The organism is Neptunomonas antarctica, from assembly GCF_001305295.1.
GTDB lineage: Bacteria > Pseudomonadota > Gammaproteobacteria > Pseudomonadales > Balneatricaceae > Neptunomonas > Neptunomonas antarctica.
The window spans coordinates 76,360-101,380 of the sequence record NZ_LJSI01000021.1 but is presented as its reverse complement, the minus strand read 5'-3'; the positions used below and the strand labels follow the sequence as shown (position 1 = coordinate 101,380).

At 45.6% G+C, this 25,021-nt stretch carries 27 protein-coding genes; 13 read left to right on the top strand and 14 right to left on the bottom strand.

What is annotated here, in order from left to right:
- Positions 1-62 precede the first annotated feature (62 nt).
- On the top strand, positions 63-425 hold the full coding sequence (locus Nant_RS02955) for a hypothetical protein (protein WP_054340158.1): 363 nt from the start codon (positions 63-65) through the stop codon (positions 423-425).
- 1 nt (position 426) lies between these two features.
- On the opposite strand, the gene Nant_RS02950 is transcribed toward Nant_RS02955, so the two are convergent.
- From Nant_RS02950 to Nant_RS02940, 3 genes are all read right to left on the bottom strand, one after another.
- Positions 427-2,007: a response regulator gene (locus Nant_RS02950; protein ID WP_054340157.1), complete on the bottom strand. Its 1,581-nt coding sequence runs from the start codon at positions 2,005-2,007 to the stop codon at positions 427-429.
- 112 nt (positions 2,008-2,119) lie between these two features.
- Positions 2,120-3,346 carry an argininosuccinate synthase gene (locus Nant_RS02945; protein ID WP_054340156.1) on the bottom strand — a complete coding sequence of 409 codons (1,227 nt, stop codon included), beginning with the start codon at positions 3,344-3,346 and terminating at the stop codon, positions 2,120-2,122.
- Between the two features lie 102 nt (positions 3,347-3,448).
- Positions 3,449-4,312: a flagellar protein MotY gene (locus tag Nant_RS02940; protein ID WP_054340155.1), complete on the bottom strand. Its 864-nt coding sequence runs from the start codon at positions 4,310-4,312 to the stop codon at positions 3,449-3,451.
- Positions 4,313-4,499: 187 nt separating this feature from the next.
- Between Nant_RS02940 and rnt the strand changes: the two genes are divergently transcribed.
- The gene (gene rnt / locus Nant_RS02935; RefSeq protein WP_054340154.1) at positions 4,500-5,129 is read left to right on the top strand and encodes a ribonuclease T; all 630 of its coding nucleotides are present in this window, start codon (positions 4,500-4,502) and stop codon (positions 5,127-5,129) included.
- 228 nt (positions 5,130-5,357) lie between these two features.
- Here the strand turns inward: rnt and Nant_RS02930 are convergent, their stop codons facing one another.
- Positions 5,358-5,960 carry a peroxiredoxin gene (locus Nant_RS02930; RefSeq protein WP_054340153.1) on the bottom strand — a complete coding sequence of 201 codons (603 nt, stop codon included), beginning with the start codon at positions 5,958-5,960 and terminating at the stop codon, positions 5,358-5,360.
- Between the two features lie 72 nt (positions 5,961-6,032).
- Positions 6,033-6,368: a Grx4 family monothiol glutaredoxin gene (gene grxD / locus Nant_RS02925; RefSeq protein ID WP_054340152.1), complete on the bottom strand. Its 336-nt coding sequence runs from the start codon at positions 6,366-6,368 to the stop codon at positions 6,033-6,035.
- Positions 6,369-6,644: 276 nt separating this feature from the next.
- Between grxD and Nant_RS02920 the strand changes: the two genes are divergently transcribed.
- From Nant_RS02920 to Nant_RS02910, 3 genes are all read left to right on the top strand, one after another.
- Complete coding sequence (locus Nant_RS02920) at positions 6,645-7,847, top strand: aspartate aminotransferase family protein (RefSeq protein WP_054340151.1); 1,203 nt, start codon at positions 6,645-6,647, stop codon at positions 7,845-7,847.
- A gap of 48 nt (positions 7,848-7,895) precedes the next feature.
- On the top strand, positions 7,896-8,801 hold the full coding sequence (argF, locus tag Nant_RS02915) for an ornithine carbamoyltransferase (protein WP_054340150.1): 906 nt from the start codon (positions 7,896-7,898) through the stop codon (positions 8,799-8,801).
- A 98-nt stretch (positions 8,802-8,899) separates the two neighbouring features.
- A complete protein-coding gene (locus Nant_RS02910) occupies positions 8,900-9,814 on the top strand; it encodes a LysR family transcriptional regulator (RefSeq protein ID WP_054340149.1) in 915 nt (304 codons plus the stop codon).
- Between the two features lie 49 nt (positions 9,815-9,863).
- Here Nant_RS02910 and Nant_RS02905 read toward each other — a convergent pair whose 3' ends face one another.
- Positions 9,864-10,262, bottom strand: coding sequence for a carboxymuconolactone decarboxylase family protein (locus tag Nant_RS02905; RefSeq protein WP_054340148.1), 399 nt, complete (start codon positions 10,260-10,262; stop codon positions 9,864-9,866).
- 216 nt (positions 10,263-10,478) lie between these two features.
- Between Nant_RS02905 and Nant_RS02900 the strand changes: the two genes are divergently transcribed.
- Together Nant_RS02900 and Nant_RS02895 are read left to right on the top strand one after the other, a co-directional pair.
- Positions 10,479-11,834, top strand: coding sequence for a class II 3-deoxy-7-phosphoheptulonate synthase (locus Nant_RS02900; RefSeq protein WP_054340147.1), 1,356 nt, complete (start codon positions 10,479-10,481; stop codon positions 11,832-11,834).
- Positions 11,831-12,160 carry a YqcC family protein gene (locus Nant_RS02895; protein ID WP_054340146.1) on the top strand — a complete coding sequence of 110 codons (330 nt, stop codon included), beginning with the start codon at positions 11,831-11,833 and terminating at the stop codon, positions 12,158-12,160. The genes Nant_RS02900 and Nant_RS02895 overlap by 4 nt, the downstream gene beginning before the upstream one ends.
- A gap of 72 nt (positions 12,161-12,232) precedes the next feature.
- Here the strand turns inward: Nant_RS02895 and Nant_RS02890 are convergent, their stop codons facing one another.
- The 4 genes from Nant_RS02890 to Nant_RS02875 are packed head-to-tail and all read right to left on the bottom strand — an operon-like array spanning position 12,233 to position 14,522.
- A complete protein-coding gene (locus tag Nant_RS02890) occupies positions 12,233-12,634 on the bottom strand; it encodes a CBS domain-containing protein (protein WP_054340145.1) in 402 nt (133 codons plus the stop codon).
- Complete coding sequence (locus tag Nant_RS02885) at positions 12,631-12,981, bottom strand: P-II family nitrogen regulator (RefSeq protein ID WP_054340144.1); 351 nt, start codon at positions 12,979-12,981, stop codon at positions 12,631-12,633. The genes Nant_RS02890 and Nant_RS02885 overlap by 4 nt, the downstream gene beginning before the upstream one ends.
- 24 nt (positions 12,982-13,005) lie before the next feature.
- Positions 13,006-13,800: a DUF1538 domain-containing protein gene (locus Nant_RS02880; protein WP_054340143.1), complete on the bottom strand. Its 795-nt coding sequence runs from the start codon at positions 13,798-13,800 to the stop codon at positions 13,006-13,008.
- The gene (locus Nant_RS02875) at positions 13,800-14,522 is read right to left on the bottom strand and encodes a DUF1538 domain-containing protein (protein ID WP_054340142.1); all 723 of its coding nucleotides are present in this window, start codon (positions 14,520-14,522) and stop codon (positions 13,800-13,802) included. The genes Nant_RS02880 and Nant_RS02875 overlap by 1 nt, the downstream gene beginning before the upstream one ends.
- Positions 14,523-14,704: 182 nt before the next feature.
- Here Nant_RS02875 and Nant_RS02870 point away from each other — a divergent pair, with 182 nt between their 5' ends.
- Both Nant_RS02870 and Nant_RS02865 read left to right on the top strand, forming a co-directional pair.
- Positions 14,705-16,690, top strand: a complete 1,986-nt coding sequence (locus Nant_RS02870) for a monovalent cation:proton antiporter family protein (RefSeq protein ID WP_238377056.1) — start codon at positions 14,705-14,707, stop codon at positions 16,688-16,690.
- Between the two features lie 58 nt (positions 16,691-16,748).
- Positions 16,749-17,813 carry a DUF3549 family protein gene (locus tag Nant_RS02865; RefSeq protein ID WP_054340140.1) on the top strand — a complete coding sequence of 355 codons (1,065 nt, stop codon included), beginning with the start codon at positions 16,749-16,751 and terminating at the stop codon, positions 17,811-17,813.
- A gap of 34 nt (positions 17,814-17,847) precedes the next feature.
- Here the strand turns inward: Nant_RS02865 and Nant_RS02860 are convergent, their stop codons facing one another.
- The 4 genes from Nant_RS02860 to purU form a co-directional block, all read right to left on the bottom strand.
- On the bottom strand, positions 17,848-18,681 hold the full coding sequence (locus Nant_RS02860; protein ID WP_238377055.1) for a replication protein P: 834 nt from the start codon (positions 18,679-18,681) through the stop codon (positions 17,848-17,850).
- Entirely contained in the window at positions 18,596-19,579 is a 984-nt protein-coding gene (locus Nant_RS02855) for a DnaT-like ssDNA-binding domain-containing protein (protein WP_054340138.1), read from the bottom strand. The genes Nant_RS02860 and Nant_RS02855 overlap by 86 nt, the downstream gene beginning before the upstream one ends.
- Positions 19,580-19,642: 63 nt before the next feature.
- Positions 19,643-20,050: a CBS domain-containing protein gene (locus tag Nant_RS02850; protein ID WP_054340137.1), complete on the bottom strand. Its 408-nt coding sequence runs from the start codon at positions 20,048-20,050 to the stop codon at positions 19,643-19,645.
- A gap of 94 nt (positions 20,051-20,144) precedes the next feature.
- The gene (gene purU / locus Nant_RS02845) at positions 20,145-20,999 is read right to left on the bottom strand and encodes a formyltetrahydrofolate deformylase (protein ID WP_054340136.1); all 855 of its coding nucleotides are present in this window, start codon (positions 20,997-20,999) and stop codon (positions 20,145-20,147) included.
- Positions 21,000-21,180: 181 nt separating this feature from the next.
- Between purU and Nant_RS02840 the strand changes: the two genes are divergently transcribed.
- From Nant_RS02840 to nfsA, 4 genes are read left to right on the top strand one after another with little or no spacing between them, the layout of a single operon-like run.
- Entirely contained in the window at positions 21,181-22,725 is a 1,545-nt protein-coding gene (locus tag Nant_RS02840) for a thymidine phosphorylase family protein (RefSeq protein ID WP_082400035.1), read from the top strand.
- Between the two features lie 2 nt (positions 22,726-22,727).
- Positions 22,728-23,612 (top strand): ribose-phosphate pyrophosphokinase, encoded by an 885-nt coding sequence (locus Nant_RS02835; protein WP_054340135.1) that lies wholly within the window; start codon positions 22,728-22,730, stop codon positions 23,610-23,612.
- Positions 23,605-24,246, top strand: coding sequence for an alpha-ketoglutarate-dependent dioxygenase AlkB family protein (locus Nant_RS02830; protein WP_076496024.1), 642 nt, complete (start codon positions 23,605-23,607; stop codon positions 24,244-24,246). Before Nant_RS02835 ends, Nant_RS02830 begins: the two co-directional genes overlap by 8 nt.
- Positions 24,247-24,263: 17 nt before the next feature.
- On the top strand, positions 24,264-25,001 hold the full coding sequence (nfsA, locus tag Nant_RS02825) for an oxygen-insensitive NADPH nitroreductase (RefSeq protein WP_054340134.1): 738 nt from the start codon (positions 24,264-24,266) through the stop codon (positions 24,999-25,001).
- Positions 25,002-25,021 lie beyond the last annotated feature (20 nt).

The window sequence follows — 25,021 nt, the reverse complement described above, 5'->3', positions numbered from 1 at the left end:
ACCAATATCCATTAAAGGCTACATACTAACATGTAACCAAGTGACTGAAAGTAGAATAATTTATGCTATATGTACTTCGTAATACCGCTGGTAGAATTACCAGCTTATCAGAAACACTTCAAGAAGGGGCGGAGGTCGTCGACCTGAAAAATCCGGAAGTTATGGCTTTTTTGTCGATGAATGGTGATATGACACCCGATGCTTATCTGGATCAATCAGATACTAACATTGCTCGAATTGTTGAAGATCTCGTTGAACTGATGGTTTCCCGAAATTTAATTATCTTTACAGACTTGCCTAGCGCAGCACAAAGAAAACTTCTGACACGAAAATTGGCACGTAAACTGATTAACAAAGACGATGACGATTCACAAAGCGAGGATGAAAACACCTCCATTCTTTCTGATGATGAGTCTTGGCTATAAACTAACCCGTGTCTGTTTGTATTTGAATGGCTGAATAACGCTGCATCAGCGTTTTATAACGCTTTTGCTGCTTTAGTGAAAAAGCACCGTAGTTCAGACGATTCAATCGCACCAGACAATCAACCCAGTGCCTCATGGACAGCTCACTGCTATCCTTAGCTTTCAGCTCCAGGGTCGCCTGAGCAAGATTCAATACGACAGCAACAGACTCGGCCTGTGCAAAATCAGCCTGTCGAAAACTTTCGCATGCCGTCTCAAGCTCACCCTTCTGATACTGCTGCAATCCGCTTTTCATTAACACGACCCAAGGCTCTGGATGTTCGTTATGCAGCAACTGTGATTTTAAGGTTTTCACAGGCTCCGCTATAACTTTACCTTCAGAAGCATCCACTATCCAATCTAACCAACGCCACTGCTCATCAACCGGCAACTGCTCAAAGAGGCCCAGTGCTTGTTTTAATTCTGCTTGCGCCAAAACAGTATTTCCCAACACTTCCCGCAATTCAGCGATAACCAGATGCGCCCGAAACTGGACACTGATATCACTTACGAAATCTCTGATAACATCTTCCATGGCTCTTATAGCTTCGAGTTCAAACTCGGCAAGGTTTTCTTTTTTAATCTGATAACGAGCAATAAGACACCGCACAAGCGCGAAATAGTGGTCAGGATTCTGGAATACAGAGTAGCGGGAATATTTAATAACAGCACGAAAAGCATCAACAGCCAGCACCCAATCCTCAGCATAGGCCGCCATATTTCCCATTTCAGACTGCAACTGCGGCACAGAAGGCTGTAACATCACCGCCTTACGCATCAGTAAAACAGACTGCGACAAATTACCTAACACCTGCAGGCTTCTCGCCAACCAGGTATAAGCCTCAACAGAGATATGCTGCTGATCTACGACTTGCTGCAAGACATCAACAGCTTTCGAATGATAGCCCATAAAATAATAAGCCATACCCTGACCTACCTGAGCCCATACCTGTTTACGGGAGGTTACCAGACCAGCAAAGAGTACTTCCGCATCCCTATAACGCTCAGACTCAAGCAAACAAATCCCTTGCAGGCGCTCCAGATAAACTTTCAATCCAGGATAAATATCAATCAATCGAGTGCAGTATTCTAACGCGCGATTCCAATCACCACTATCCATGGATTCATCAACACGCACGACTGCCTTCTTGACTCGCAATAGTTTTTCCAGAAGATTCTGAATTTTAGCGCGCTCATAAGGGCGTGAAATATAAGCATTGGGCGCACTTTCCAGTGAACCCACTAATAATGAAGAGGGACCAGCATCGACAATAAGTAAAAATAATGTTTGAAAAAGACGTAGCTTTTCTGCATAAACTTCTTGAATAACCTGCAGGCCATTCTTCTCGGTTTTACCCAAATCATAGGCAATCAACACAAGATCAAAAGATTCTTCCCTCAGGTAACTCATCGCCATATTGACAGAAGAAGCCGCTTCTATTTTCTCAAACCCCAAACCCGACACGATATTTCTTAGCCCAGATAATTCATCAAGCTTATAGTCGACAATCAAGACAGATTTTCCGAAACGGCTATTCGTCATGCACTCGTATCTTTAGAAAATAAATTAATACAAATCAGCCTATTAGAAAAACGCTTTTTATACAAAAAAACCCGCTAAGGTGCGGGTTTTTATCATCCTTCACTTTAGATATTTAGTCTTCAAGTAAATTCCGGCCTTTACTGGAGGCGATACGCATACGCAACGCATTCAGTTTGATGAAGCCTTCTGCATCTTTCTGATTATATGAGCCAGCATCATCTTCAAAGGTGGCAATGCTTTCATCAAACAAACTATCGTCTGAGCGGCGGCCAACAACGATCACGTTACCTTTATACAGCTTCAAGCGAACATCACCGTTCACATAACGCTGGCTATAATCAATCATCTGCTGCAGCATTTTACGCTCTTCAGACCACCAGAAGCCATTATAAATCAGCTTAGCATAACGTGGCATTAATTCATCTTTCAGATGCGCTGCTTCGCGATCCAGTGTGATGGATTCGATAGCACGATGTGCTTTCATCATGATGGTACCACCCGGTGTTTCATAACAACCGCGCGCTTTCATACCGACAAAACGGTTTTCCACAATATCCAAACGACCGATACCGTTAGCACCACCTATCTTATTCAGGTTTTCTAAAACCGTCGCAGGAGATAACACTTCGCCATTAATAGCTGTAATATCACCGTTAACATAGGTCAGCTCGATATAGGTTGGTTCGTCAGGTGCTTGCTCAGGAGCAACCGTCCAGCGCCACATATCTTCTTCTGCTTCAGCCCACGGCTCTTCAAGAACACCACCTTCATAAGAGATATGAAGCAGGTTAGCATCCATAGAGTAAGGTGATTTTTTCTTACCGCCTGAGAAATCAACCGGAATATTATGCTCTTCACAATATGCCATTAGCGTTTCACGCGACGTCAGATCCCACTCGCGCCATGGCGCAATAACAGCAACACCCGGCTTAAGTGCATAAGCACCCAGTTCAAAACGGACCTGATCATTACCCTTACCGGTTGCCCCATGGGAAATAGCATCAGCGCCTGTTTCATTAGCTATTTCAATCAAACGCTTAGCAATCAAAGGCCGCGCGATTGAAGTCCCCAGCAGGTATTCACCTTCGTAAATCGTATTAGCACGGAACATTGGAAAAACGAAATCACGTACGAATTCTTCACGCAGATCATCAATATAGATTTCTTTTACGCCCAATGCTTCCGCTTTAGCACGCGCGGGCTCTACTTCTTCGCCCTGACCAAGGTCAGCAGTAAAAGTAACGACTTCGCAATTATAAGTTTCCTGCAACCAGCGGACGATAACCGATGTATCCAATCCACCAGAATAAGCCAGTACTACTTTTTTAATATCGGACATCAATCAACTCCACTGAATATCTGCCGTGCACTCACACGACAGATCGAATAAACATTTTAAAGCGCAATATTGTAGCAGCTCTTATACAGAAGAAACACATCATCAATTTCGTTCAAGGCGAATCGTCACGCGGCGATTACGAGCACGATTGGAAGCAGACGTATTTGCAACAACCGGATAGCGCTCACCATGATAGCGCGTCGTAATAACTTTTTCGTCCAGCCCCTGAGCTGCCAGATAACGCGTCACCTCTTCCGCACGTTGCTTTGATAGATCACGGTTTAATAACCGACGACCAGCGTTATCCGAATGGCCGTCAACATAAACCGAAGCCACCTTGTTATCTGCTTTAATATACTGGACTATCAAATCCAATCGTTCTTTTGTCGAATCAGACAGACGCCATTGAGCCGGAGGAAACAAGACCGCTGTTCTGGCTACCTGCCTATAATTAACAGGAAGAAGACGATCAACGCATTCAATATAGTCGTTATAAGATTTTTGAAAATTAGCAGCAGACAACGCCACACGTAAAACTTCGTCAGATCCAAGCCAACCATTAATAGTAAAAGTAGGCGACATCCCTCGATACAATGCAATCAGCATTTCACCTGCATAGTCAGATTTCACGCTGATCTGCTTATCATCAGCTTTAACTTTTACCGTCCCTATGATTTCAGGTGCCATTCCAGGCTGCCATGGCGAAGCTTCAGCAACCAATCTAACCACTCCAGCCATACTCTCTTTTTGCGTTGGCTCTAGTTTAAATACCACTTTTTCTCCAGCTTCATGAAAAAACCGGGCTATACCGTAAGAAGGCACAACCTGCTCAAGCCGACAAAAAAACTGAGAGGCTTCCACATTCCATTTAGACTGATCGATATCTGCCATAAAAGTCAGCGCATAAGACATCGAAGACGAACACAAAAAAATCAATAAAAAGAATAACTTAAGTCTTAATTTCATAATCCAGACAATAATCCCAGAGCAAAACCACGTACAAATCAATATCGACGGGAAGGCTTAATGCTTATTAGTAGCACTTCTGTTTGGCTAACAACAATTCAGGCTGCTAGAATGTCCTGAATAAAAAAACATTTCAAGCAGTCATTGTTAAGGATTCCTTTTGAGTAATAACATAATCTCTCAGTTGATGGCTGAGCGCTTTCGCGGTTATCTACCCGTGGTAATAGATGTAGAAACGGCTGGTTTTAATTCCCGCACAGATGCACTTCTGGAAATTGCGGCGGTAACCCTGACCATGGATGAACAAGGGTATCTGATTATTGACCAGAGCTTTATGGCAGAAGTTGAACCTTTTGAAGGTGCCAATCTGGAAAAAGCCGCCCTTGATTTTACGGGCATCGACCCGTATGACCCTAACCGGGAATCGGTTCCTGAAATTGATGCAATGGAACACATCTTCACGCCGATTCGCAGAGCGGTAAAAGCACATGGATGCAAACGAGCCATTCTGGTAGGACACAACGCATCATTTGACCAAGGCTTTGTTAACGCAGCAGCATCACGCGCAGACATAAAACGTAATCCTTTTCACCCTTTTTCAACGTTTGATACAGCGACGCTGGCGGGTTTAGCTTATGGACAAACCGTACTCGCGAAAGCATGCGAAGTAGCGGGCATTCCATTTGATGCCAGACTGGCACATTCGGCGCTATATGACACAGAAAAAACAGCAGAGCTATTTTGTGGCATCATTAACCGCTGGAAAGATCTGGGCGGCTGGGACATGGTATTAGCACTACAAGACCATGATGAATAACCTCTTTTCTGCGTCATTAACGCGATAAACACGCGCCTTATTGGCCAGATACCAGAGACAGAAAAGGGGATAATCCTGTCGGATCTATCCCCTTTTTGCTGGCTGATATTCGTCAAACGCTACGCTCATGAGTTATCTGAAAACCCAGAGCACGTAACTGCCTGATAAAAAATGAACAAAAAAAACCCGCGCTTTTTCAAGTACGGGTTTTATCTGTTTTAGAGATAATTACAGTTTATCAGACTCTTCTGACAGATATTTCGCAACGCCATCCGGAGAGGCATTCATACCTTTATCGCCTTTAGTCCAACCGGCTGGACAAACTTCACCGTGCTCTTCATGGAACTGCAAGGCATCAACTAAACGGATCAACTCATCCATGTTGCGGCCTAATGGCAAATCATTAACGATCTGCGAACGAACATTACCTGCCTCATCGATCAGGAATACGCCACGAAAAGCAACACCAGCATCATGCTCAACATCATAAGCTTTGCATATTTCATGCTTAGTATCGGCTACCAACGTATATCCAACAGGACCAATACCACCGTCGTTGATAGGCGTGTTACGCCATGCATTATGTGTGAACTGAGAGTCAATAGACACACCAATAACTTCTACATTACGCTCTTTAAACGCCCCTAAGCGGTGATCAAGTGCAATCAGCTCAGAAGGACAAACGAAAGTAAAATCCAGTGGATAAAAAAACAGCAGTCCACACTTTCCCTTGATAGCTTCTTTAAGGTTGAAACCATCAACAATTTCACCAGTGCCCAGTACAGCAGCAGCTGTAAAATCAGGAGCCTGTTTTCCTACAAGTACGCCCATTTTCTTTCTCCGATATTGTTCGGTTTAAAATGCTAAATAAGGATATCCATCAAGTGATATCCTATGAAAATATTACTCGCTTTCAGTGCTTTTATCGGCAGCAGCAGCTTTCACCAAGGCTTCTAAATCACCTGATTCAGCCATTTCACAGATAATATCGCAACCACCTACCAGCTCGCCATTAACCCACAGCTGTGGAAATGTAGGCCAATTAGCATATTTAGGCAGCTCAGAACGAATTTCCTGATTTTCAAGAATATTCACAAACGCAAATTTTTCACCACAGGCCATCAGAGCTTCTGATGATTTTGATGAAAACCCACATTGCGGGAAGCGTGGCGTACCCTTCATGTATAACAGGATTGTATTGCTCTCGATCTGCTCTTTAATAGTGTCAATTACGCTCATTTTTCTACCTTCCAAAGTCTCTGGAGTTATAAGGACTTATTACTAATCTTTGCAAAAAATATTATCACATAACCAACTAAATTACTCGGATAAGATGTCAAAAAATTCATCGGGTATCTGTGTAATAATCTCGCTATAAGACATTTTATGGTGTCTCCTACTAAGGATTTCAAGCGGATCATCAACCATAGTTGCGAAAAAAGAAGACTATCAATAGAATGAAGTTCTTTAAATGGCAGCCACAGCTGCCTTTTTTCGTTGTAGGGAGAGAATAATATGGCACTCCAGCCTTTAATGAATACTTACAAACGACTCTCCGTCAGTTTTGAGCGCGGGGAAGGCTGCTGGCTTTACGATACTGACGGTAATAAATATTTAGATACATTATCAGGGATCGCTGTCTGCGGCCTGGGGCATTCACACCCGGCCGTCACGCACGCTATTTGCGAACAAGCCGGCAAGCTAATACACACATCCAATCTGTATAGTATTCCGTTACAAGAACAACTCGCTTCACGCCTGAGCAGTATTTCAGGGATGGATAAAGTATTTTTTTCCAACTCTGGTGCCGAAGCAAACGAAGCGGCGATCAAAATAGCCCGTAAATTCGGACACAACAAAGGCATCGACAAGCCCGCCATCATTGTGATGGAAGGTTCTTTTCATGGCCGCACCATGGCAACCCTTAGTGCGACCGGAAACCGGGCAGTCCAAGCCGGGTTTGAGCCATTGGTGAGCGGTTTTGTACGTGCAGCCTACAACAACATTGATGCTATTCGCGCCATCGCTGCCAACAATAAAGATGTCGTTGCTATTCTGGTCGAGCCCATTCTCGGCGAAGGTGGTGTCGTGATCCCTGCAGACGATTATCTGGCTCAACTCAGAGAAATCTGTGACGACAACGACTGGTTGTTAATGCTAGACGAAGTTCAGACAGGCAATGGCCGTACAGGTCGCTACTTCGCCTATCAACACACTCATATTATTCCCGATGTGGTAACTACTGCCAAAGGATTAGGAAACGGTTTCCCAATAGGCGCCTGCATCGCTAAAGGTCGCGCAGCCAATACCTTTGTCCCTGGTTCTCATGGGTCTACATTCGGCGGTACACCCTTGGCCTGCGCCGTTGGTCTGGCTGTTACCGACACGATTATGAACGACAATCTCTGCGATCGTGCAGCCACCCTCGGCCAGCGCATACTCAGTAGTTTTGAAGAACAGCTGGGTAATATGGAGTATGTTAAAGATATCCGCGGCAAAGGGTTAATGATCGGTATTGAGCTTAGCGAAGCTGGCCCTGAACTGGCGGTGCTGGCTAAAGTAAAAGGTATCTTGCTGAATATCACAGGGGGCGGGCATGTTATCCGTTTATTGCCACCACTGATCATGACAGATATTGAAGCAGATTTAATGGTTAATACGCTTTCGAAATTAATCAAAATATACGCAGCAGATGAGCGTTCAAAACCCAGAAACTAAAGATTAGTTCTGGTACAACATGGAAGCCGATACGACGGCATAAAGTATATGAACCCAAGACATTTTTTAACACTTCTCGACCTTACGTCCGAAGAGCTAAAACAGATTATTAATCGCGCCACCGAACTTAAAGCCATGCGTAATAGAGGCGAAGTACACGAACCTTTGACGAACAAAGTGATGGCGATGATTTTCGAAAAATCATCAACGCGCACACGCGTTTCGTTCGAAGCAGGCATGGCTCAATTGGGTGGACACGCGATGTTTTTATCGTCGCGCGATACTCAACTGGGACGCGGCGAACCGGTAGAGGATTCTGCCCGCGTTATTTCCAGCATGGTCGATGTGGTGATGATCAGGACATTCAGTCATGACATCATCGAGACGTTTGCCAAGTATTCCAAAGTACCTGTGATTAATGCATTAACAGATGATTACCACCCTTGTCAGTTATTAGCTGACATGCAATGCTTTTTTGAGCATCGAGGTGATATTCAGGGTAAAACAGTGACTTGGATTGGCGATGGTAACAACATGTGCCAGTCCTATATTAATGCAGCCGTATTATTAGATTTCAATCTACACATTGCCTGCCCTGAAGGATTTGATCCGGATGCGACACTCGTAGCAGAAAATCAAGACCGTGTGACTATTTTCAGAGACCCTGCCAAAGCAGTAAAGGGCTCTCACCTGATTGTTACCGATGTCTGGGCGTCAATGGGTCAGGAAGATGAACAAGAAACACGCCTCAAACGCTTCGACGGTTATCAGGTAAACACCGCCTTGATGGATTTGGCCGATAGCGATGCTATTTTTATGCATTGCCTGCCTGCACACCGCGGAGAAGAGGTCAGCCATGACATGATGGAAGATCCCAGATCCGTCGTCTTTGATGAAGCAGAAAATCGTTTGCATGCCCAAAAAGCATTACTGGAATTCTTGCTGGTCAAATAATAAGATACGGTCAATAGCTCTCAGCATTGGCCGTAGCTCTCCCTTTATGCCGACACTGTGTCGATGTGACACGCCACCGGCCATTTCAGGACAGATGTATGATTGAATTACGACATCTCAAAACGCTTTCAGCCCTAAGGGATGCAGGTAGTCTGGTTGAAGCGGCAGAACGCGTACATTTGACACAGTCTGCTCTTTCACACCAAATCAAAGATCTTGAAGACCGGCTTAACTGCTCTCTTTTCATTCGTAAAACCAAGCCTCTTTGCTTTACCTCGGCTGGACAGCGTTTACTAACACTGGCCGAAGAAGTGCTCCCGATGATAAGAAATACGGAACGGGATATTGCTCGCCTGGCAGGCGGTGAAACCGGCCGGCTAAACATCAGTATTGACTGCCATAGCTGCTTCGACTGGCTCATGCCAACGATTGATCATTTCCGCCAGAACTGGCCTGAAATTGAAATGGATTTATCGAGCGGATTTACATTTCAGCCACTACCCGCACTGGTAAGAGGCGATCTGGATCTGGTGATCACCTCCGATCCCGAAGATCGCAACGGCATCATCTACATACCCCTGTTCAGCTATGAATCAGTACTCGCGATTGGCAAGCGGCATCGCCTGATAGCGCGTAAATGCATACACCCGCAAGATCTGGCTAAAGAAACGGTTATCACCTACCCCGTTGATCAAAACCGGCTCGACCTGTTTACCCGGTTTCTTGACCCCGCCGGTGTTGAACCGGCCGCTATTCGTACCGCCGAGCTTACTTTAATGATTCTGCAACTGGTAGCCAGTGGCCGTGGCGTTGCTGCCCTGCCTAACTGGACATTACATGAGTACTTACAGCGCGACTATGTAACCGCCAGGCCTTTAGGCGAAAAAGGTGTGTGGTGCACCTTGTATGCAGCGATCCGTGAAGACCAGAAAAACTCTGAATTCATGGTTGATTTCCTGAATACCGCTAAAGAGATATCCTTCAGCACATTAGCCGGCATCAAATCCGCCTGAGCGATTATCGCTCAGGTTCTTCATCCGTTCTCTGCTCAGTAACAATCAATCATTTTTCAATATTATTTTTATTGAGTTCGTACTCTTCTAATACCTCTTTCGCCGCCCTGAATGCCTCTTGAGCGGCGGGCGCGCCACAGTAAACGATAGAATGCAGCAGCACTTCCTGTATCTCTTCGGGTGTACAACCGTTGTTCAAGGCGCCACGAACATGCCCTTTTAATTCGGCAGGTGCTTTTAAAGCAGCCAGCATAGCAATGGTAACCAACGAACGAGTGCTGCGAGGCAGGCCTTCCCGCTGCCATGTGCTGCCCCATGCGTGCTCATTGATCCAATCCTGGACAGGCTGAGTCAAATCAGTCGTGTTATCAATTGCACGCTGAACAAACGTTTCTCCCATTACCTCGGTACGTACTTTTAGTCCGTTATCGTAATCTTCTCTGGACATGTTGCCATCTTCCTTTTATATGAACGCTAATGCGCTAAAGTATTCAATTATTTACGCTATCGCAGTACTGATATCACTGATCTGAGGCATCTGAATTTTCAAGATTTCGATTAACTACTAAGCTTAATCTGATTTCATGACCTCAACACTTGTTTATTAGTGATGATTCCTTAAACTGTGATGCTCTTTTAATAATGACAACATAGACGGATCACCATGACTATCTGGACCCCAAACAGCTGGAGAAATAAACCTATTGTACAACAACCAACGTACCCTGATCCCGAACAGGTGCGTGTGGTAGAACAACAGCTGGCAGCCTTCCCTCCTCTGGTATTTGCGGGCGAAATTCGTTCTTTACATAAAAAACTCGGCCAGGTGGCGGAAGGCAAAGCCTTCTTACTGCAAGGCGGGGATTGCGCAGAGACATTTTCAGAGTTCAATGCCAATAAAATCCGCGACACGTTCAAAGTATTGTTGCAAATGTCGGTTGTTATGACATTTGCCGGCAGTGTCCCGGTTATCAAAGTGGGCCGAATGGCAGGACAATTTGCCAAACCACGCTCATCTGATGTCGAAACAAAAGACGGAGTAACACTCCCCACTTACCGTGGCGACATTATCAATGATAATGCTTTTACACCAGAAGCACGTATACCTGATCCTGAAAGACTGCTTAAAGCCTATCATCAGTCAACGTCGACACTCAATTTACTGCGCGCTTTTGCACAAGGTGGCTTTGCTGACCTCAACCAGGTGCATCGCTGGAATCTCGGTTTTGTCGAGAGCAGTCCTTTAGGTGAAAAGTACCAACATATGGCGGATCAGATTGATCAGACACTCTCCTTTATGGAATCTTGTGGTATTCATGCTGAAAACACACCTCAAATTAAAGAGACGTCGATATATACATCACATGAAGCCTTGCTGTTAGGTTATGAAGAAGCGTTAACGCGTCAGGATAGCCTGACACAGGACTGGTATGACTGCTCTGCTCACATGCTGTGGATTGGAGATAGAACACGCCAGGCTGATCATGCACATGTTGAATTCCTGCGCGGTGTTAAAAACCCCATCGGTATTAAAGTCGGACCCTCCACCGTACCCGATGAGCTGATCAGGTTAATAGATATTCTCAATCCAGCGAACGAGCCCGGACGACTGACATTGATTGCCCGTATGGGTGCCCACCAGATTACTGAAAAGCTCCCGCCTTTGATTCGCGCCGTTAAAAAAGAAGGACGCCATGTGGTGTGGAGTTCTGACCCTATGCATGGCAATACTATGACGGCATCAAGCGGTTACAAGACCCGTAGTGTGGATGCCATTCTGGCCGAAATACAAGGCTTCTTCGCGGTGCATAGTGCAGAAGGTACGCATGCTGGCGGTGTACATCTGGAGATGACAGGTAATAATGTGACCGAGTGCATCGGTGGTGCCTTCCAGATTACTGAAGAAGGATTAGCACATCAGTATGATACGTTCTGTGATCCTCGCCTTAATGGTGAACAAGCGTTGGAACTTGCCTTCCTCATTACTGATACGATGAAAGCGGCGAGAAATCACACATGACAGATCAACATAGCGAACTATTAAGCATTCTTAGCGCCATCTCAGAAGAGATGGCGGATAAGGCACTATGGCAACAAACACCGCCGTCCGATGCAGCATTGAGTAGTAAAGAACCTTTTTGTGTGGATACGCTGACCTTCTGCGAATGGGCGCAGTGGATTATGCTACCCAGACTGGAACAGATGGCACAATCAAAAACAACATTGCCGGGCAATAGCGATATGTCTGTGATGGCCGAGGAAGCATTTAAACGCGTTGATGCAAATACAAAACCACTCATCAGCCTGATTCTCAGACTTGATACGTGTTTACGTATCACACATTAATAGATTAACAGACAGCGGACATTACCTGTCCGCTGAATGCGACTAAAAACTCATCATATGCAACCCGAATAATTAAACAAGCAACCCCTCAAGAACAATATCGTTATAACTAACAACGCCTAAAATAGCACCGTCTTGAATCACAGGCGCAGTAGATAACCCAAAGTTCTCAAATAATCGGGCGCAATACTTTACATCCATTTGAGGATCAACCGCCACAACCGGCTTTGCCATTACCTCATACACATTTACCCGTTCAGGGGCACGGTTTTGTGCGACGACCGTTTTAGCAATATCTGACATCAACAATATTCCATATTCATCATTATCATGACGCTTGTTGATAATGAGTACTGATGCCTTACGTGCTTTAAAAATCTCCAACGTTTCCCGAATCGTTGTCAGACCATCAACCATAGCGTAATCCTGTGTCATCACGTCCTGGACACGGACAATTTTACGTTCGCTGCTCATAACTCCTCCTCTACGGCATCAGTTAATGCAGCAATTTGGTGTGCAACACCTACCGCATCTTCCACATCCAGCTGAATCCCTATTCCACGCCCCGGAGCTTCATCAAAACCGGCTACGTTAGCGATCGTTTCCAAAATTTTACGACTTAAATGCTCTTCTACAATAAATAACAACACATCACGCTGAGTCTCCAGCGACAAACCAAAGAAAGTTTTGGTTTTAACCACTCCCTCTCCTCTGGCGTTATTAATAATAGTCGCTCCTGTCGCACCCGCTTCACGTGCTGCTTTCATAACGACATCAGTCTTACTGTCTTCTACAAACACCAACAAAAGTTTGAAATGCATCTGTCCATCTCCTTGCTAACAGTCTTACTTATTTGGCAGGCTTGCTTTTTTAGCACGTTTTTCTATCCATTCGATCATTTGCGCATAACCCATCACACTGATAATGGGAAACAAACTGGCGAAAGCAATCAGACCAAAACCATCAATCAGCGCACTACGTCCGGGCACTGTTTCTGCCAACCCGAGCCCCAGTGCAGCCACTAGTGGCACGGTCACTGTAGAGGTAGTCACACCACCGGAATCATAGGCCAAAGGAATGATTAACCTGGGAGCAAATAATGTCTGAATAACAACGACTATATAACCGCCAATAATGAACCAATGTATGGGATAACCGGTGACAATACGCCAGGAGCCCAAAGAAATACCTACCGCCACACCTAAGGCCACAGCTAAACGTAAGCCCCAAACGCCAATGGCCCCGCCCGATACTTCATTCGCTTTAATAGCAACAGCAATCAGAGAAGGCTCCGCAATCGTCGTACTGGCACCAATGGCAAAGGCGAAGATATATACCCAATAATAATCGCTCCAGTGCAGGACAGCACCCGCCGAAGCGCTCCACTCGCGGATAAATTCTGGATTCGTCAGTTGCTCAGCCATCAAACGACCGATAGGAAACAGCGCTTTTTCGAGCCCTAGTAAAAATAAAGACAAACCTACCAATACATAGACAAAACCAATAATAACCTTTTTCAGGTTCGGGACGCGTCGCCGAATCACCAGAAATTGAAAACCAAAAAGAATCGCGGCGATAGGCAGTACATCTCTAATGGTTGAAAAAAAAACATCCCACAGCTCAATAAAAAAATCAGACATCAAATCACCATGCCATAAGCCATCACAAAGATAATGGGCGTTAACGAGGCAAAGGCGATTAAACCGAAACCATCAATCATAGGGTTACGTCCTTCAATGGCGGAAGCCAACCCCACGCCTAACGCCGTCACCAGAGGCACGGTAATCGTAGACGTGGTTACGCCGCCAGAATCGTAAGCAATGCCAATAATTTCCTGAGGGGCCAGCATAGTCATAATCACCACCAGCAGATAACCACCAATAATCATCCACTGGATCGACCAGCCTTTAAGAATTCTTAATACACCAAGTACTATCGCCAAGCCCACAGCAAAAGCGACAGTTAAGCGTAGACCAGAAGCGTAACTTGCACGCGCCGTCTCATCATTTACAATCATCCCGCCTTCCGCTGCGACCGTTGCCGCTTCTGCGGCTACCGCGATTAATGCTGGCTCAGCAATAGTGGTACCGAACCCCAACGCAAAAGCAAAAACCAACAACCAAGACAAACTACCCTTTCGGGCAAAGGCATAGGCCATTGTTTCGCCGATGGGAAACAGCCCCATTTCCAGCCCGAAAATAAAAAAGGTCAGTCCCAGCATCACACACAGCAAGCCTACCAATAGCCCAAAGAAATCAGGAATGGGTTGCTGCAGTACCACCAGCTGAAAAAATGTGATCACCAGAATAATCGGCAATAGATCTCTAAAACTACCCAGCATTGAACGAAAAAGTGCAACCATACCTACCCTCAATTCCTTTTACTGTCCGTATAACAAATACTTATTTCAGTTTAGCTTTTTTATATTGGTCCGTATCGACCCACATCAATAAAGCAGATAGTTCCCCTGTTATTTTTTTCCCTGATCGATATACACTATTACCACTGAAAATGATAAGTCATGACTTGTCTGCGAGGTCATTTATGATGGATCAAAGTTTTTTTGAACAGTTTCTGATCATTCTGTTGAGTGCGGTTATCGCCATTACCTGCTTACGCTACTTGCATCTCCCGCCCATACTGGCCTATTTATCAGTGGGTATTATTGTTGGCCCCTTTTCGCTAAACCTTGTGGAGTACTCCGATACTATTCATTTATTGAGTGAACTCGGCGTGGTATTTTTATTATTTATGCTGGGACTGGAATTCTCTCTACCCCGCATGATTACCATGCGTAAAACAGTCTTCGGTCTCGGATTTTTACAGGTACTCAGCACCAGTTTACTTATTTTATTTATTGCCATTAGCCTGGGTATTCCGTTAGCGACGGCGATTGTTATTTCAGGAGCACTGGCTCTTTCATCAACGGCTATCGTGACACGCGAGCTTATTCAGGCCAGTGAATTAAATACCGGGCATGGTCAAATATCTATTGGCATTTTACTCTTCCAGGATCTGGCGGCTGTTTTCTTTTTAATTATTGTGCCTTCCCTGAGCGGTCAACAAGACATTGATGGTGAAGCGATTATTGTTATGCTATTGGAAGGGGCCACACTGCTGCTGATTCTGCTCTTATTGGGTAGAACACTGCTACCTACCTTATTTCACGAAGTCGCCAAAGCTCACTCCGATGAACTGTTTGTCATGACCGCTTTAGTGGCAGCATTGACGGCTGCCTGGTTAACGCATACCGCCGGACTTTCGATGGCTCTCGGGGGTTTTCTGGCAGGTATGATGCTGGGCGAAAGTCGTTATAAGCATCAGTTGGAAGCAGACATTCGTCCTTTTCGCGACCTTCTTCTGGGGTTATTTTTTGTGTCAGTAGGCATGCAACTCAATCTCATGGCATTACAGGATAACTGGTACTGGGTCATCCTGATTACTATCAGCCTACTCACACTGAAAACACTAACCACGACAGGCTTAGCCTTTATTCTGCACAAAGATCTTAAAAACGCTTTTCGTGCAGGTATGTGTTTATCTCAGGGAGGAGAATTTGGTTTTGCCTTACTCACGCTGGCCATGAGCTATCAACTCGTTAGCTCGCAACTTAACGCGGTGATAACATCCACCATTATTTTCAGCATGATCTGCACACCATTACTCATCACGCTAGGACGCAAGCTATCCCCTTATTTAAGCGCCGATCAACCGGTGCCGACATACCATCCATTTACGTCTACACACACTCTTCAATTAGAAACCAGCGAATTGAATAACCACGTTGTAATCTGCGGATACGGTCGTGTCGGGCAGATCATTACCCGTTTTTTAAAACCCCTGAAAATACCCTATGTGATTATGGATTCAGACCCTTTACGTGTGCAGGAATCTGCGGCGGCCGGCGAATGCATTTACTACGGTGATGCTAAACGCCATGACTTGATGAAATCAATTGGTGCCGAAAGAGCAAAACTAATTATCATCACCTTCCCGGATGAAGAAGAAGCCATTAAAACGCTGAACAGCCTGCGCCATCACCTTTCGCGCGTCCCTATATTAGTGCGCACCCGGGACGACAGCTTGCTGGAAGTACTTCAGCAAGCCGGGGCAACAGAAGTTATACCTGAAAAACTGGAAGGGAGCTTAATGCTGGTTTCTCATGTACTCACCATGCTGAAAATTCCTGCCTGGGAGATACGCAAGCGAATCCGTCAGGTACGCGCCGAGCGCTACACAATGTTACGCGGCTACTACCACGGCACGAGTTCAAAAAAGATCGATGACGAAGGCATACCCACCACCATTCTTCACCCGATTTTTCTGTCGGCAGACAGTGCCGCCTGTGGCAAAACAATTAAGGCGCTGGAATTAGATCACTATGCCTCCAGCATCCAGGCCATCCGACGCCAGAATCGATCACTGCAAACACCTCCCTCTGATACGGTACTGGAACCGAATGACACGCTGATTATCCAGATGCCTGCCGACCAACAGGATCTTCTGGAAGCGACACTATTAGGCAGCTGATCCTTTTGCCTGTAACTGGTAAGATAGCGCTTTTTCAACCATCGGTAACGAGGCTCACATGTCCCAGTTCAATAGCATCAGCGATCTTCTACGTGAAAGCGGAGCACAATTTCGCATCTTTGATATGGGACGTCGTATATCAAAAGTAAGTACCGACCAATTTGAAAAATTAGAACAGGGCATGATCCCCTACCCACATCCTTATCTACATCATGCCTGGATGGCTCTGATGCTATGGAATACCAAAGATAAGCAGCAGAATGTGGTGTGGTTTTTAAAGTTTCCACTGGATGAACAGGGTTTTCTGATACAAGCGGTACGCGATGACTTTCTTAACCGTTTGATGCAAAACATTAGCCAGATGCTACAAAAAGAGCAGCTCGAGCAAAGCAACGACGCACTCAAAGACAATCCTTTTTCCTTTACACCAGATCAGGAAAAAATGGCGATGTTTCATGCGAAATCTGCCACCATTATCGCCCAGCCACCCAGTCAATTTTATACGGGTGCGAAGGCCTATTTCAGCGGCGATCTGGGCTGGGAAAACTGGGCTACCCTCGGCTATCAGGGAATTGCTGATCTGGTGGCACGACTTGATTCAGATAACAACAGCGCTTATTTACTCAATGCGATTCCCCAGTTACCCGCAGAACCACTCAGTGCGCTATGCACCTGCCTGGAACATGTACAACCAGACCACCGTATCGCCCAAGCCTTACAGCAACGCTTAGCACAAAGCCTGACACAAGCTAACAGTACGAATCTGATAGCAGTCTTGCTACGTGGGCTTTCTAACATCCATAATGAAACGTTCAAAAAAGAACTTATTCAACAGACACTTCTTTCTGATTACGCCGATAAAGCCGAAGTACTGACGGCCATTGCCACACGCTGCAATCAGTCACTACAGTATCCTGAGCTACTGAGTCTTTATCTTGAGAAGTTAGCGGTATCTGAAGCAGGGCAAACAGGCTTCTCCCGTATTCTGGCCGATCTGATGTTTATTCCAGTGATGCGCGTGCTTATTTTACAAGCGTTCAGAAACCCTGAACGAAGCGATGCTTTAACCCATGCGATTGGGCAGATGTTTGGTGCTTCATTTGAGAACGGCATTAAAAAATAAAGCTAAGAGGCAGTGCTTAAAGTCGTACTAAAAGCTAAACCGATGAATCAATATTATCAGGTAGCTGAATATCCAATCCGGCTTCACGTACTTTTTGCTCAGCTTTCTTTTTATAGGTTGCGCGAGTACGTGAACCTTCCGGCTTGGTTAAATAATAAAGCAATGAGGCGGCCTGCTCTTCAGATACAGACTGAGACTGACTCCAGCGCTGGATAAACTGATATAAGGTTGCATCGCGGTTATCCGTAATCGCCTGAGGATGTGGCTGGTCCAATAATTCGCCCTGACGAAAGCGCCGCACGACCATCTCATAATGATAAGAAAACACCGGATAAACCGCACGCTCCTCCTCCGAACGTAAGCGAAACCAACTGGCTTCGCGGCCGGCGTGATAAACCACCGGATGGCTCCATGCATGCTGGGTAGGATGATCGGCATAACGACACGCTTCCATATAGGCTTGGCGTACACCCGGTATACCATCCCCAGCGCCAATCGTTTCCAGAATCTTTAAGAATTCAGAAATAGTCGGCATCCAGGCGAGCGTTTCTTTACAGCGATCAACCGCAGAGACTAGCTGCATTTCAGTAAACGAGGCCAGACTCAGCGCCCATTCACGCTTGGCAATGCGGATTTCATCCTGCGTTTCAAAGCTACTCTTGAACTTATGGCCATAAATGGCCATAAAACGGGCGAAGATCATGTTTACCATCGCCTTAGTTTCGATACCGATGGTATCGACGCCCTGCTTTTGTGTTCTTAGCTCTTTATTTTGTTCTGGATTACCAGTCGGTGTCTTTGATATCCATGATGGCTGCTGTAACCCGTTTTCGTTTTTCTTTAGTATCTCGGCGGGTGTTTTCATCATTTATACCTGAACCTGAAGGAGTATGTCGTTGTTGTTCATTACGCTGCTCACGGGCATCGCGTGTTTGCTTCTGCACCCATTCGCGCTTAACCCACGCCAGAAATTTCTGATCCCAGTTACTCTCTTTACGTTCTTTATCAATGTAATAAAGAATAAATTCGTCTAAACACGTCTCAACGAACCCACGAGGAATCTGGTGCCTCGGCAAGATAGAGAAAAACATTTTGGATGGCGTCCATCCTATATGCATCATATGTAGCTGTTGGTTACGCTCTTCATGACGATCAAACAACTGCTGCAGTTCATCTTTCTCGCGTTTCCAGCCAATACTACCACCAAATGCGGGAGCAGGCCCCCGATCACGCATAGTATTGCGAGAAGGAAGAGGCCGGCGAGGAGACATGGGAGGTGTTTCCAACACGGGCAAACATGATGTTTTTTGTTCTTCATGCACGACCTCCGGCCCAACTTCTGGCCGGACGGGTGCTGCGGATTGAAAAACATCAGAACCCTTAATTTCAGTATGAGTTTTAGTATGCGTATTGGTATGCGTATGAGTGTGAGTGTGAGTGTGGGGTTGATCTCCATTTGACGATACGGACACCGACGCAGCATCAGTTATTCTTACCGCTCCACTAGGATGCGCAACCACCTGGATACAAGGATGCTGAGATAAAATCAACATCAGTTCAGCGACTTTTTCACGCGTCCAAAAATCAGTCACGCGTAGCCATTGCTGCGCAGACAATGCCGCTTCACGTGTACCCGATGAATCAGGAATACCAACAATACTGAGTTGTTCATGACAAATAGAGAGCAATAACGCTGCTTCAACGCCTAACTTACGCGCCAAAGAAGGATAAATAAGTAATGGTTTTTCTGGAATCGTAATAGACATTTAAATACCGAATAAGGGGTTGGTGCTGAGCAGCAACCCCTTATTCGGCGTTCCTGCTCTACATTAACTGTGCTGTGCGAACTCTTCTACTGCCCGCAAGACATCACTCCTGCTGATCTGCCCTACCAGCTTACCGTCCTGGATGACAGGTAAACGCCGACGTCCTTTGTCGATAAAAATCTTGGCGACAGCAATAATATTTGCATCATAGTTGATTGTTTCAACCTCAGCCGTCATACAATCACCAACACACCCCCCCATCTCTTCTTCATGATAGGTCTGTGTCAGAATAGCCTTAAGACAATCCACTTCCGACAAAAGCCCCACCAATTCCCCTTGATGATTGGTTACCGGCGCGCCTGAAATTTTAAATTTCAATAAGCTATTAATCGCTTCAAACAGATCGGTTTCAGGATGAAAGGTCACCAGACCTGTGGTCATATAATCCTGAACTTTAACAGACTTTAACATGCTACATCCCTCTATCTGATATCAAAATAATCCATACCACACATACTCTTCGTATTTATATAATAGACCAGCAGACATCTAACCCGTATTGATCTCAGTTAAATACTACGGTTTTATTTCCATGCACCAGTACGCGATCCTCAAGGTGACAACGTAACCCCCGTGCCAATACATTTTTTTCTACATCACGACCGAGTCGTACCATATCTTCCGGTTGGTCACGATGGCTGATACGAATGACATCCTGATCAATGATCGGACCTTCATCAAGATCCTGAGTAACATAGTGACAGGTTGCCCCAATCAGCTTAACACCACGATCATGTGCTTGATGATAAGGTTTTGCACCGGCAAACGAGGGCAAAAAACTGTGGTGTATATTAATCACTTGCTGCGGATATTGATCGCATAATTCGTAAGGCAGAATTTGCATGTAACGCGCCAACACAATGACATCGGCCTGATACTCCTTAATCAGGGAAGTTACCTTATCAAAATGCGGCTGCTTATTGTCTTTATCCACAGGAACGTGATGATAAGGAATATCATGCCATTCAACCATTTTTCTCAGATCATCATGATTCGAAATGACACAAGGAATCTCACAACTGAGTTCTTTTGAATGAAAACGATATAACAGATCAGCCAGACAATGAGACTCCCGGCTAGCCATCAACACAACACGTTTCGGTTTGCTTGAGTCCGTTATACGCCACTGCATTTCAAACGACTGAGCTATCGGTGAAAACGCCTTTTTCAGGGCATCTAACTCGAAGGGCAGCATCACCGCGCCGATTTCGACTCGCATAAAAAACCAGCCAATTGAAGGATCCGAGTGCTGATTGGCATCGGTAATTGAACCGCCATGGCTAGAGATAAAATTACTTACCATTGCCACAATACCCACTCTGTCCGGGCAGGCCAAAATTAACCGATATCGACGTTCCATTACTTCCACATTCCAGTAAAAATTAAATTCGATTGATCATACTAACAGCTTCAAACCTATTCCGGCATCCATTCTTAGTTGTATCTGGATTCAAAGCTCCATAATGAACACCGATGTCCTGTTATTTCGTGTATTTACCGCTATTATAAAAAGTGAACATGGGCCAAGGAGTTTCCTGTTTATGCATTTCACCCCCGAACGCATGACACCCTTAAAAGCACTTCGGCTGGGAATTGATACCCATCAGGAGTTAATAATTTACCTGAGAGCTGACTGCCCCGTTTGTCGCTCAGAAGGCTTTTCTGCCATGTCCCGGGTGCTCGTTTCCTCGGATCAGCATCACGCCATTGCCACGCTTAACATCGTTACCGGCGACTTACTTGAAAGAGGTCAAATTGGTTTTTCCGAATCGGCCTGGCAACGCTTACAGCTGCACGATAGTGATCCGCTGTGGCTGTCTCATCCGAAGCCCGTACAATCTCTTTCCTATGTTCGCGCAAAAGTCTATGGTCACGAGCTCGATGAAATGGCCTTTCAAAGCATCATCAACGATATTGTTGATGGCCGCTATGCTGATGTGCATGTGGCAGCCTTTGTGACCGCGTGCGGTGATGATCATCTCAACGATAATGAAATAACAGCACTCACCCATGCCATGATTAAAGCCGGAAGCACGATCAACTGGCATCTCCCTATTGTTATCGACAAGCACTGTGTCGGCGGTTTACCCGGCAATAGAACGACACCTATTGTTGTTCCCATTCTTGCCGCTTGTGGCCTGACGATGCCAAAAACATCGTCACGTGCCATCACCTCTCCCGCAGGCACTGCAGATACAATGGAAACTCTGACGAATGTAAGTTTGACTCAGAAAGAGATGCGAGAGGTTGTAAAACAGCAAGGAGCCTGTCTTGCATGGGGAGGCGCCATGCGTTTAAGCCCTGCAGATGATTTGCTTATTCAGGTAGAACGGGCCCTCGATATTGATAGCGAGGGTCAGTTAATTGCATCCGTACTATCGAAAAAAATAGCGGCAGGCGCCACGCATGTATTAATCGACATTCCTGTTGGCAGCACCGCTAAAATACGCACACCTGAAGCCGCCGAGAAACTTGCCGCAAGCTTTCGCAGCGTTGCCAAAAAACTAGGCCTTAATATTGAAATTCTTCTTACTGACGGTTCTCAACCCGTAGGAAGAGGCATCGGCCCGGCACTTGAAGCGTATGACATTCTCGCTGTTTTACAAAACAGCCCGGGAGCCCCTAAAGATTTAAAAGACCGAGCCTGCATGGTGGCAGGAGCCATGTTGGAAATGATTGGAGAAGAAAAGCCCGGCGCAGGTCAAGCCAAAGCATTGAGCATTTTAGAAAGCGGACTCGCGTGGGAGAAATTCCAGGCCATCTGCTTCGCTCAGGGAGGCCTTCACAAACCACCTGTGGCAGCCTATCGCTATAGTCTGGTTTGCCATATAGCTGGCATAGTCACCGCCATTGATAATCGCCAACTAGCACAGATTGCCAAACTGGCAGGTGCACCGGCAGACCCTGAAGCGGGCGTTGAGTTTTTCGTAAAGCTGGGCCAGCATGTCGAAGAAAATCAGATCATGATGACCATCCATGCGGCGAATGCAGGTGAGTTAAATTACGCTGTTGACTATCTTGAGGACCATCGACAGGTAATCCTTATAGAACAGGAACAGGAACAGGAACAGGAACAGGAAAAATAATCATGCCACTTATTCTATTTAATCTTGATTCTGATCCTTCCCTTTTTAACGGGCTCGCCGATGCATTGAAAGCGAAAAGAGGCGAGCTTGAACAGCGCACGTTCCCAGACGGCGAATCTTACCTGCGGGTCCACACTGAATGCGCTTATCAGGACGTGATGATTTTCTGCAACCTCTATAAGCCCGATGATAAAATATTACGCTTACTTTTTTTGGTTTCCACGCTCAAGGAGATGGGCGCTAACCGTGTTGGATTAATCACACCTTATTTACCTTATATGCGGCAGGATAAGCGGTTTCATCAGGGTGAATGCGTTAGTTCACGCCCTTTTGCCAACATTATGTCATCCGCTCTGGATCTATTAGTTACGATGGATCCACACCTGCACCGATACCACTCTCTTGATGAAATATACACATTAAAATCCACCGTCGTCTCCGCCGCGCCATTGATCGCGCAATGGATTAAACAACATGTATCTGTACCGCTTTTGATCGGCCCGGATATAGAAAGTGAACAGTGGGTTTCAGAAGTGGCACGTTTTGCACATGCGCCTTTTCAAATATTACAAAAAATCCGACAGGGCGATAGAGAGGTTGATGTATCAGCACCCGAACTAACACAGTATAAAGAAGCCACACCGGTTCTGATTGATGACATTATTTCTAGTGGCCATACCCTGCTGAAAACTATCCAACATCTGACTCGGGCAGGAATGAAACGACCTGTGTGTATAGGCGTTCACGGTATCTTTGCTGACGATGCATTTGAACAACTGACACAGGTCGCTGATATCATTACAACTCAATGCATTCCGCACACCAGTAATAGGATTGATATTGCTCAGGCACTCGCCGATGCAACGCTGGTGTTGTTAAATGACTGACAATCAATTTCAACTGAGCACTCAACCTGGCATTCAATCTAAAACGCAATCCCAGACCATCACCGCGCCGCAAACCGAATTGATACTCTACCCGGAATTTCTTTGTGCAAGCGAAAGCTTAGCAATACAAAGCCAACTCAGTGCTGAAATTCACTGGCGACAAGATTCCATTCAGGTATATGGAAAAACGCATCAGATACCACGACTCCAGAGCTTTCAGGGTGAACCAGGCATACGTTACCAGTATTCAAATCTGGTTTTAGAGACAAAGCTCTGGCATCCTCTTGTACTGTCACTTAAAACGCGAATTGAGCAGCATTGCCAGCATCTTTTTAATAGCGTGCTGATCAACCGTTATCGTAACGGCCAGGATAAAATGGGGTGGCACAGCGACGATGAACCTGAACTCGGTACTAACCCCGTCATAGCATCACTCAGCTTTGGCACTGAAAGACGATTTATACTGAGGCATCGATGGGATAAACAGCGGCCTAAAATCGAACTGAACCTGGGTCAAGGGACGCTATTATTAATGGCAGGACAAACACAACACTATTGGCAACACACTGTTCCCTCTTCCAGACGTGTTCAGGAAGAACGAATCAATCTAACCTTTCGCTATGTTTACCCATAACGAGACAGAGACTATATATGAACCCTACTATCGACTTACTTAATAGCCATCGCTCCATTCGTGCCTTTACAGAGCAGCCCGTCAGCCAGGAAATCATTAATACGCTGGTATCCTCCGGACAGTCAGCCGCGACTTCCAGTTTTATCCAAGCCTGCACAGTGATTCAGATTGAAGATAAATCCAAAAGATCAAAACTCGCTGAGTGCGCTGGTAACCAGAAATATGTAGAACAAGCGCCTGTTTTTCTGGTTTTCTGCGCCGATATGCAGCGCCACAAACTCGCCTGCGAGATGCACGATGAAGAAATGATGAGCGGCTTCACCGAACAGTTCACAACAGCAACACTGGATTGCGGCCTGTTTGCACAAAACGTAGCCATTGCCGCAGAATCCCTGGGCTTAGGTGTGGTATATATCGGTGGAATCCGCAATAAAATTGCGGATGTAAGCGATCTACTAGACCTTCCTGACCTGGTATACCCGGTTTTTGGAATGTGTATTGGCTATCCCGATCAAGCACCTGAAGTCAAACCTCGACTGCCTTTAGCTGTTGTATTGAAAAAAGATTCTTATATAAACGTTCAAGATTCAACACTCATGGCCGATTACGATAATATAATTCGTGAGTATTATCGTTCGCGTACCGGCGGTAATAAAGAGATGAGCTGGAGTGAGCAGATTTCCGGAATGCTCACAAAAGAAGCGCGGCCACATATGCTGTCTTATTTGCAGTCACGTGGCTATTTACTTAAATAAATAGCAAATACTTCCTATGC

What these genes read in the sequence shown, in the direction of transcription:
- Nant_RS02930 (WP_054340153.1), bottom strand. Translation starts at nt 5,960, where the DNA reads ATGGGCGTACTTGTAGGAAAACAGGCTCCTGATTTTACAGCTGCTGCT.
- Nant_RS02950 (WP_054340157.1), bottom strand. Translation starts at nt 2,007, where the DNA reads ATGACGAATAGCCGTTTCGGAAAATCTGTCTTGATTGTCGACTATAAG.
- Nant_RS02840 (WP_082400035.1), top strand. Translation starts at nt 21,181, where the DNA reads ATGCATTTCACCCCCGAACGCATGACACCCTTAAAAGCACTTCGGCTG.
- Nant_RS02905 (WP_054340148.1), bottom strand. Translation starts at nt 10,262, where the DNA reads ATGTCCAGAGAAGATTACGATAACGGACTAAAAGTACGTACCGAGGTA.
- Nant_RS02870 (WP_238377056.1), top strand. Translation starts at nt 14,705, where the DNA reads ATGATGGATCAAAGTTTTTTTGAACAGTTTCTGATCATTCTGTTGAGT.
- Nant_RS02850 (WP_054340137.1), bottom strand. Translation starts at nt 20,050, where the DNA reads ATGTTAAAGTCTGTTAAAGTTCAGGATTATATGACCACAGGTCTGGTG.
- nfsA (WP_054340134.1), top strand. Translation starts at nt 24,264, where the DNA reads ATGAACCCTACTATCGACTTACTTAATAGCCATCGCTCCATTCGTGCC.
- Nant_RS02945 (WP_054340156.1), bottom strand. Translation starts at nt 3,346, where the DNA reads ATGTCCGATATTAAAAAAGTAGTACTGGCTTATTCTGGTGGATTGGAT.
- Nant_RS02860 (WP_238377055.1), bottom strand. Translation starts at nt 18,681, where the DNA reads ATGATGAAAACACCCGCCGAGATACTAAAGAAAAACGAAAACGGGTTA.
- argF (WP_054340150.1), top strand. Translation starts at nt 7,896, where the DNA reads ATGAACCCAAGACATTTTTTAACACTTCTCGACCTTACGTCCGAAGAG.
- Nant_RS02920 (WP_054340151.1), top strand. Translation starts at nt 6,645, where the DNA reads ATGGCACTCCAGCCTTTAATGAATACTTACAAACGACTCTCCGTCAGT.
- Nant_RS02855 (WP_054340138.1), bottom strand. Translation starts at nt 19,579, where the DNA reads ATGTCTATTACGATTCCAGAAAAACCATTACTTATTTATCCTTCTTTG.
- Nant_RS02835 (WP_054340135.1), top strand. Translation starts at nt 22,728, where the DNA reads ATGCCACTTATTCTATTTAATCTTGATTCTGATCCTTCCCTTTTTAAC.
- Nant_RS02955 (WP_054340158.1), top strand. Translation starts at nt 63, where the DNA reads ATGCTATATGTACTTCGTAATACCGCTGGTAGAATTACCAGCTTATCA.
- Nant_RS02875 (WP_054340142.1), bottom strand. Translation starts at nt 14,522, where the DNA reads ATGGTTGCACTTTTTCGTTCAATGCTGGGTAGTTTTAGAGATCTATTG.
- Nant_RS02830 (WP_076496024.1), top strand. Translation starts at nt 23,605, where the DNA reads ATGACTGACAATCAATTTCAACTGAGCACTCAACCTGGCATTCAATCT.
- Nant_RS02910 (WP_054340149.1), top strand. Translation starts at nt 8,900, where the DNA reads ATGATTGAATTACGACATCTCAAAACGCTTTCAGCCCTAAGGGATGCA.
- Nant_RS02880 (WP_054340143.1), bottom strand. Translation starts at nt 13,800, where the DNA reads ATGTCTGATTTTTTTATTGAGCTGTGGGATGTTTTTTTTTCAACCATT.
- Nant_RS02890 (WP_054340145.1), bottom strand. Translation starts at nt 12,634, where the DNA reads ATGAGCAGCGAACGTAAAATTGTCCGTGTCCAGGACGTGATGACACAG.
- grxD (WP_054340152.1), bottom strand. Translation starts at nt 6,368, where the DNA reads ATGAGCGTAATTGACACTATTAAAGAGCAGATCGAGAGCAATACAATC.
- purU (WP_054340136.1), bottom strand. Translation starts at nt 20,999, where the DNA reads ATGGAACGTCGATATCGGTTAATTTTGGCCTGCCCGGACAGAGTGGGT.
- rnt (WP_054340154.1), top strand. Translation starts at nt 4,500, where the DNA reads ATGGCTGAGCGCTTTCGCGGTTATCTACCCGTGGTAATAGATGTAGAA.
- Nant_RS02940 (WP_054340155.1), bottom strand. Translation starts at nt 4,312, where the DNA reads ATGAAATTAAGACTTAAGTTATTCTTTTTATTGATTTTTTTGTGTTCG.
- Nant_RS02895 (WP_054340146.1), top strand. Translation starts at nt 11,831, where the DNA reads ATGACAGATCAACATAGCGAACTATTAAGCATTCTTAGCGCCATCTCA.
- Nant_RS02900 (WP_054340147.1), top strand. Translation starts at nt 10,479, where the DNA reads ATGACTATCTGGACCCCAAACAGCTGGAGAAATAAACCTATTGTACAA.
- Nant_RS02865 (WP_054340140.1), top strand. Translation starts at nt 16,749, where the DNA reads ATGTCCCAGTTCAATAGCATCAGCGATCTTCTACGTGAAAGCGGAGCA.
- Nant_RS02885 (WP_054340144.1), bottom strand. Translation starts at nt 12,981, where the DNA reads ATGCATTTCAAACTTTTGTTGGTGTTTGTAGAAGACAGTAAGACTGAT.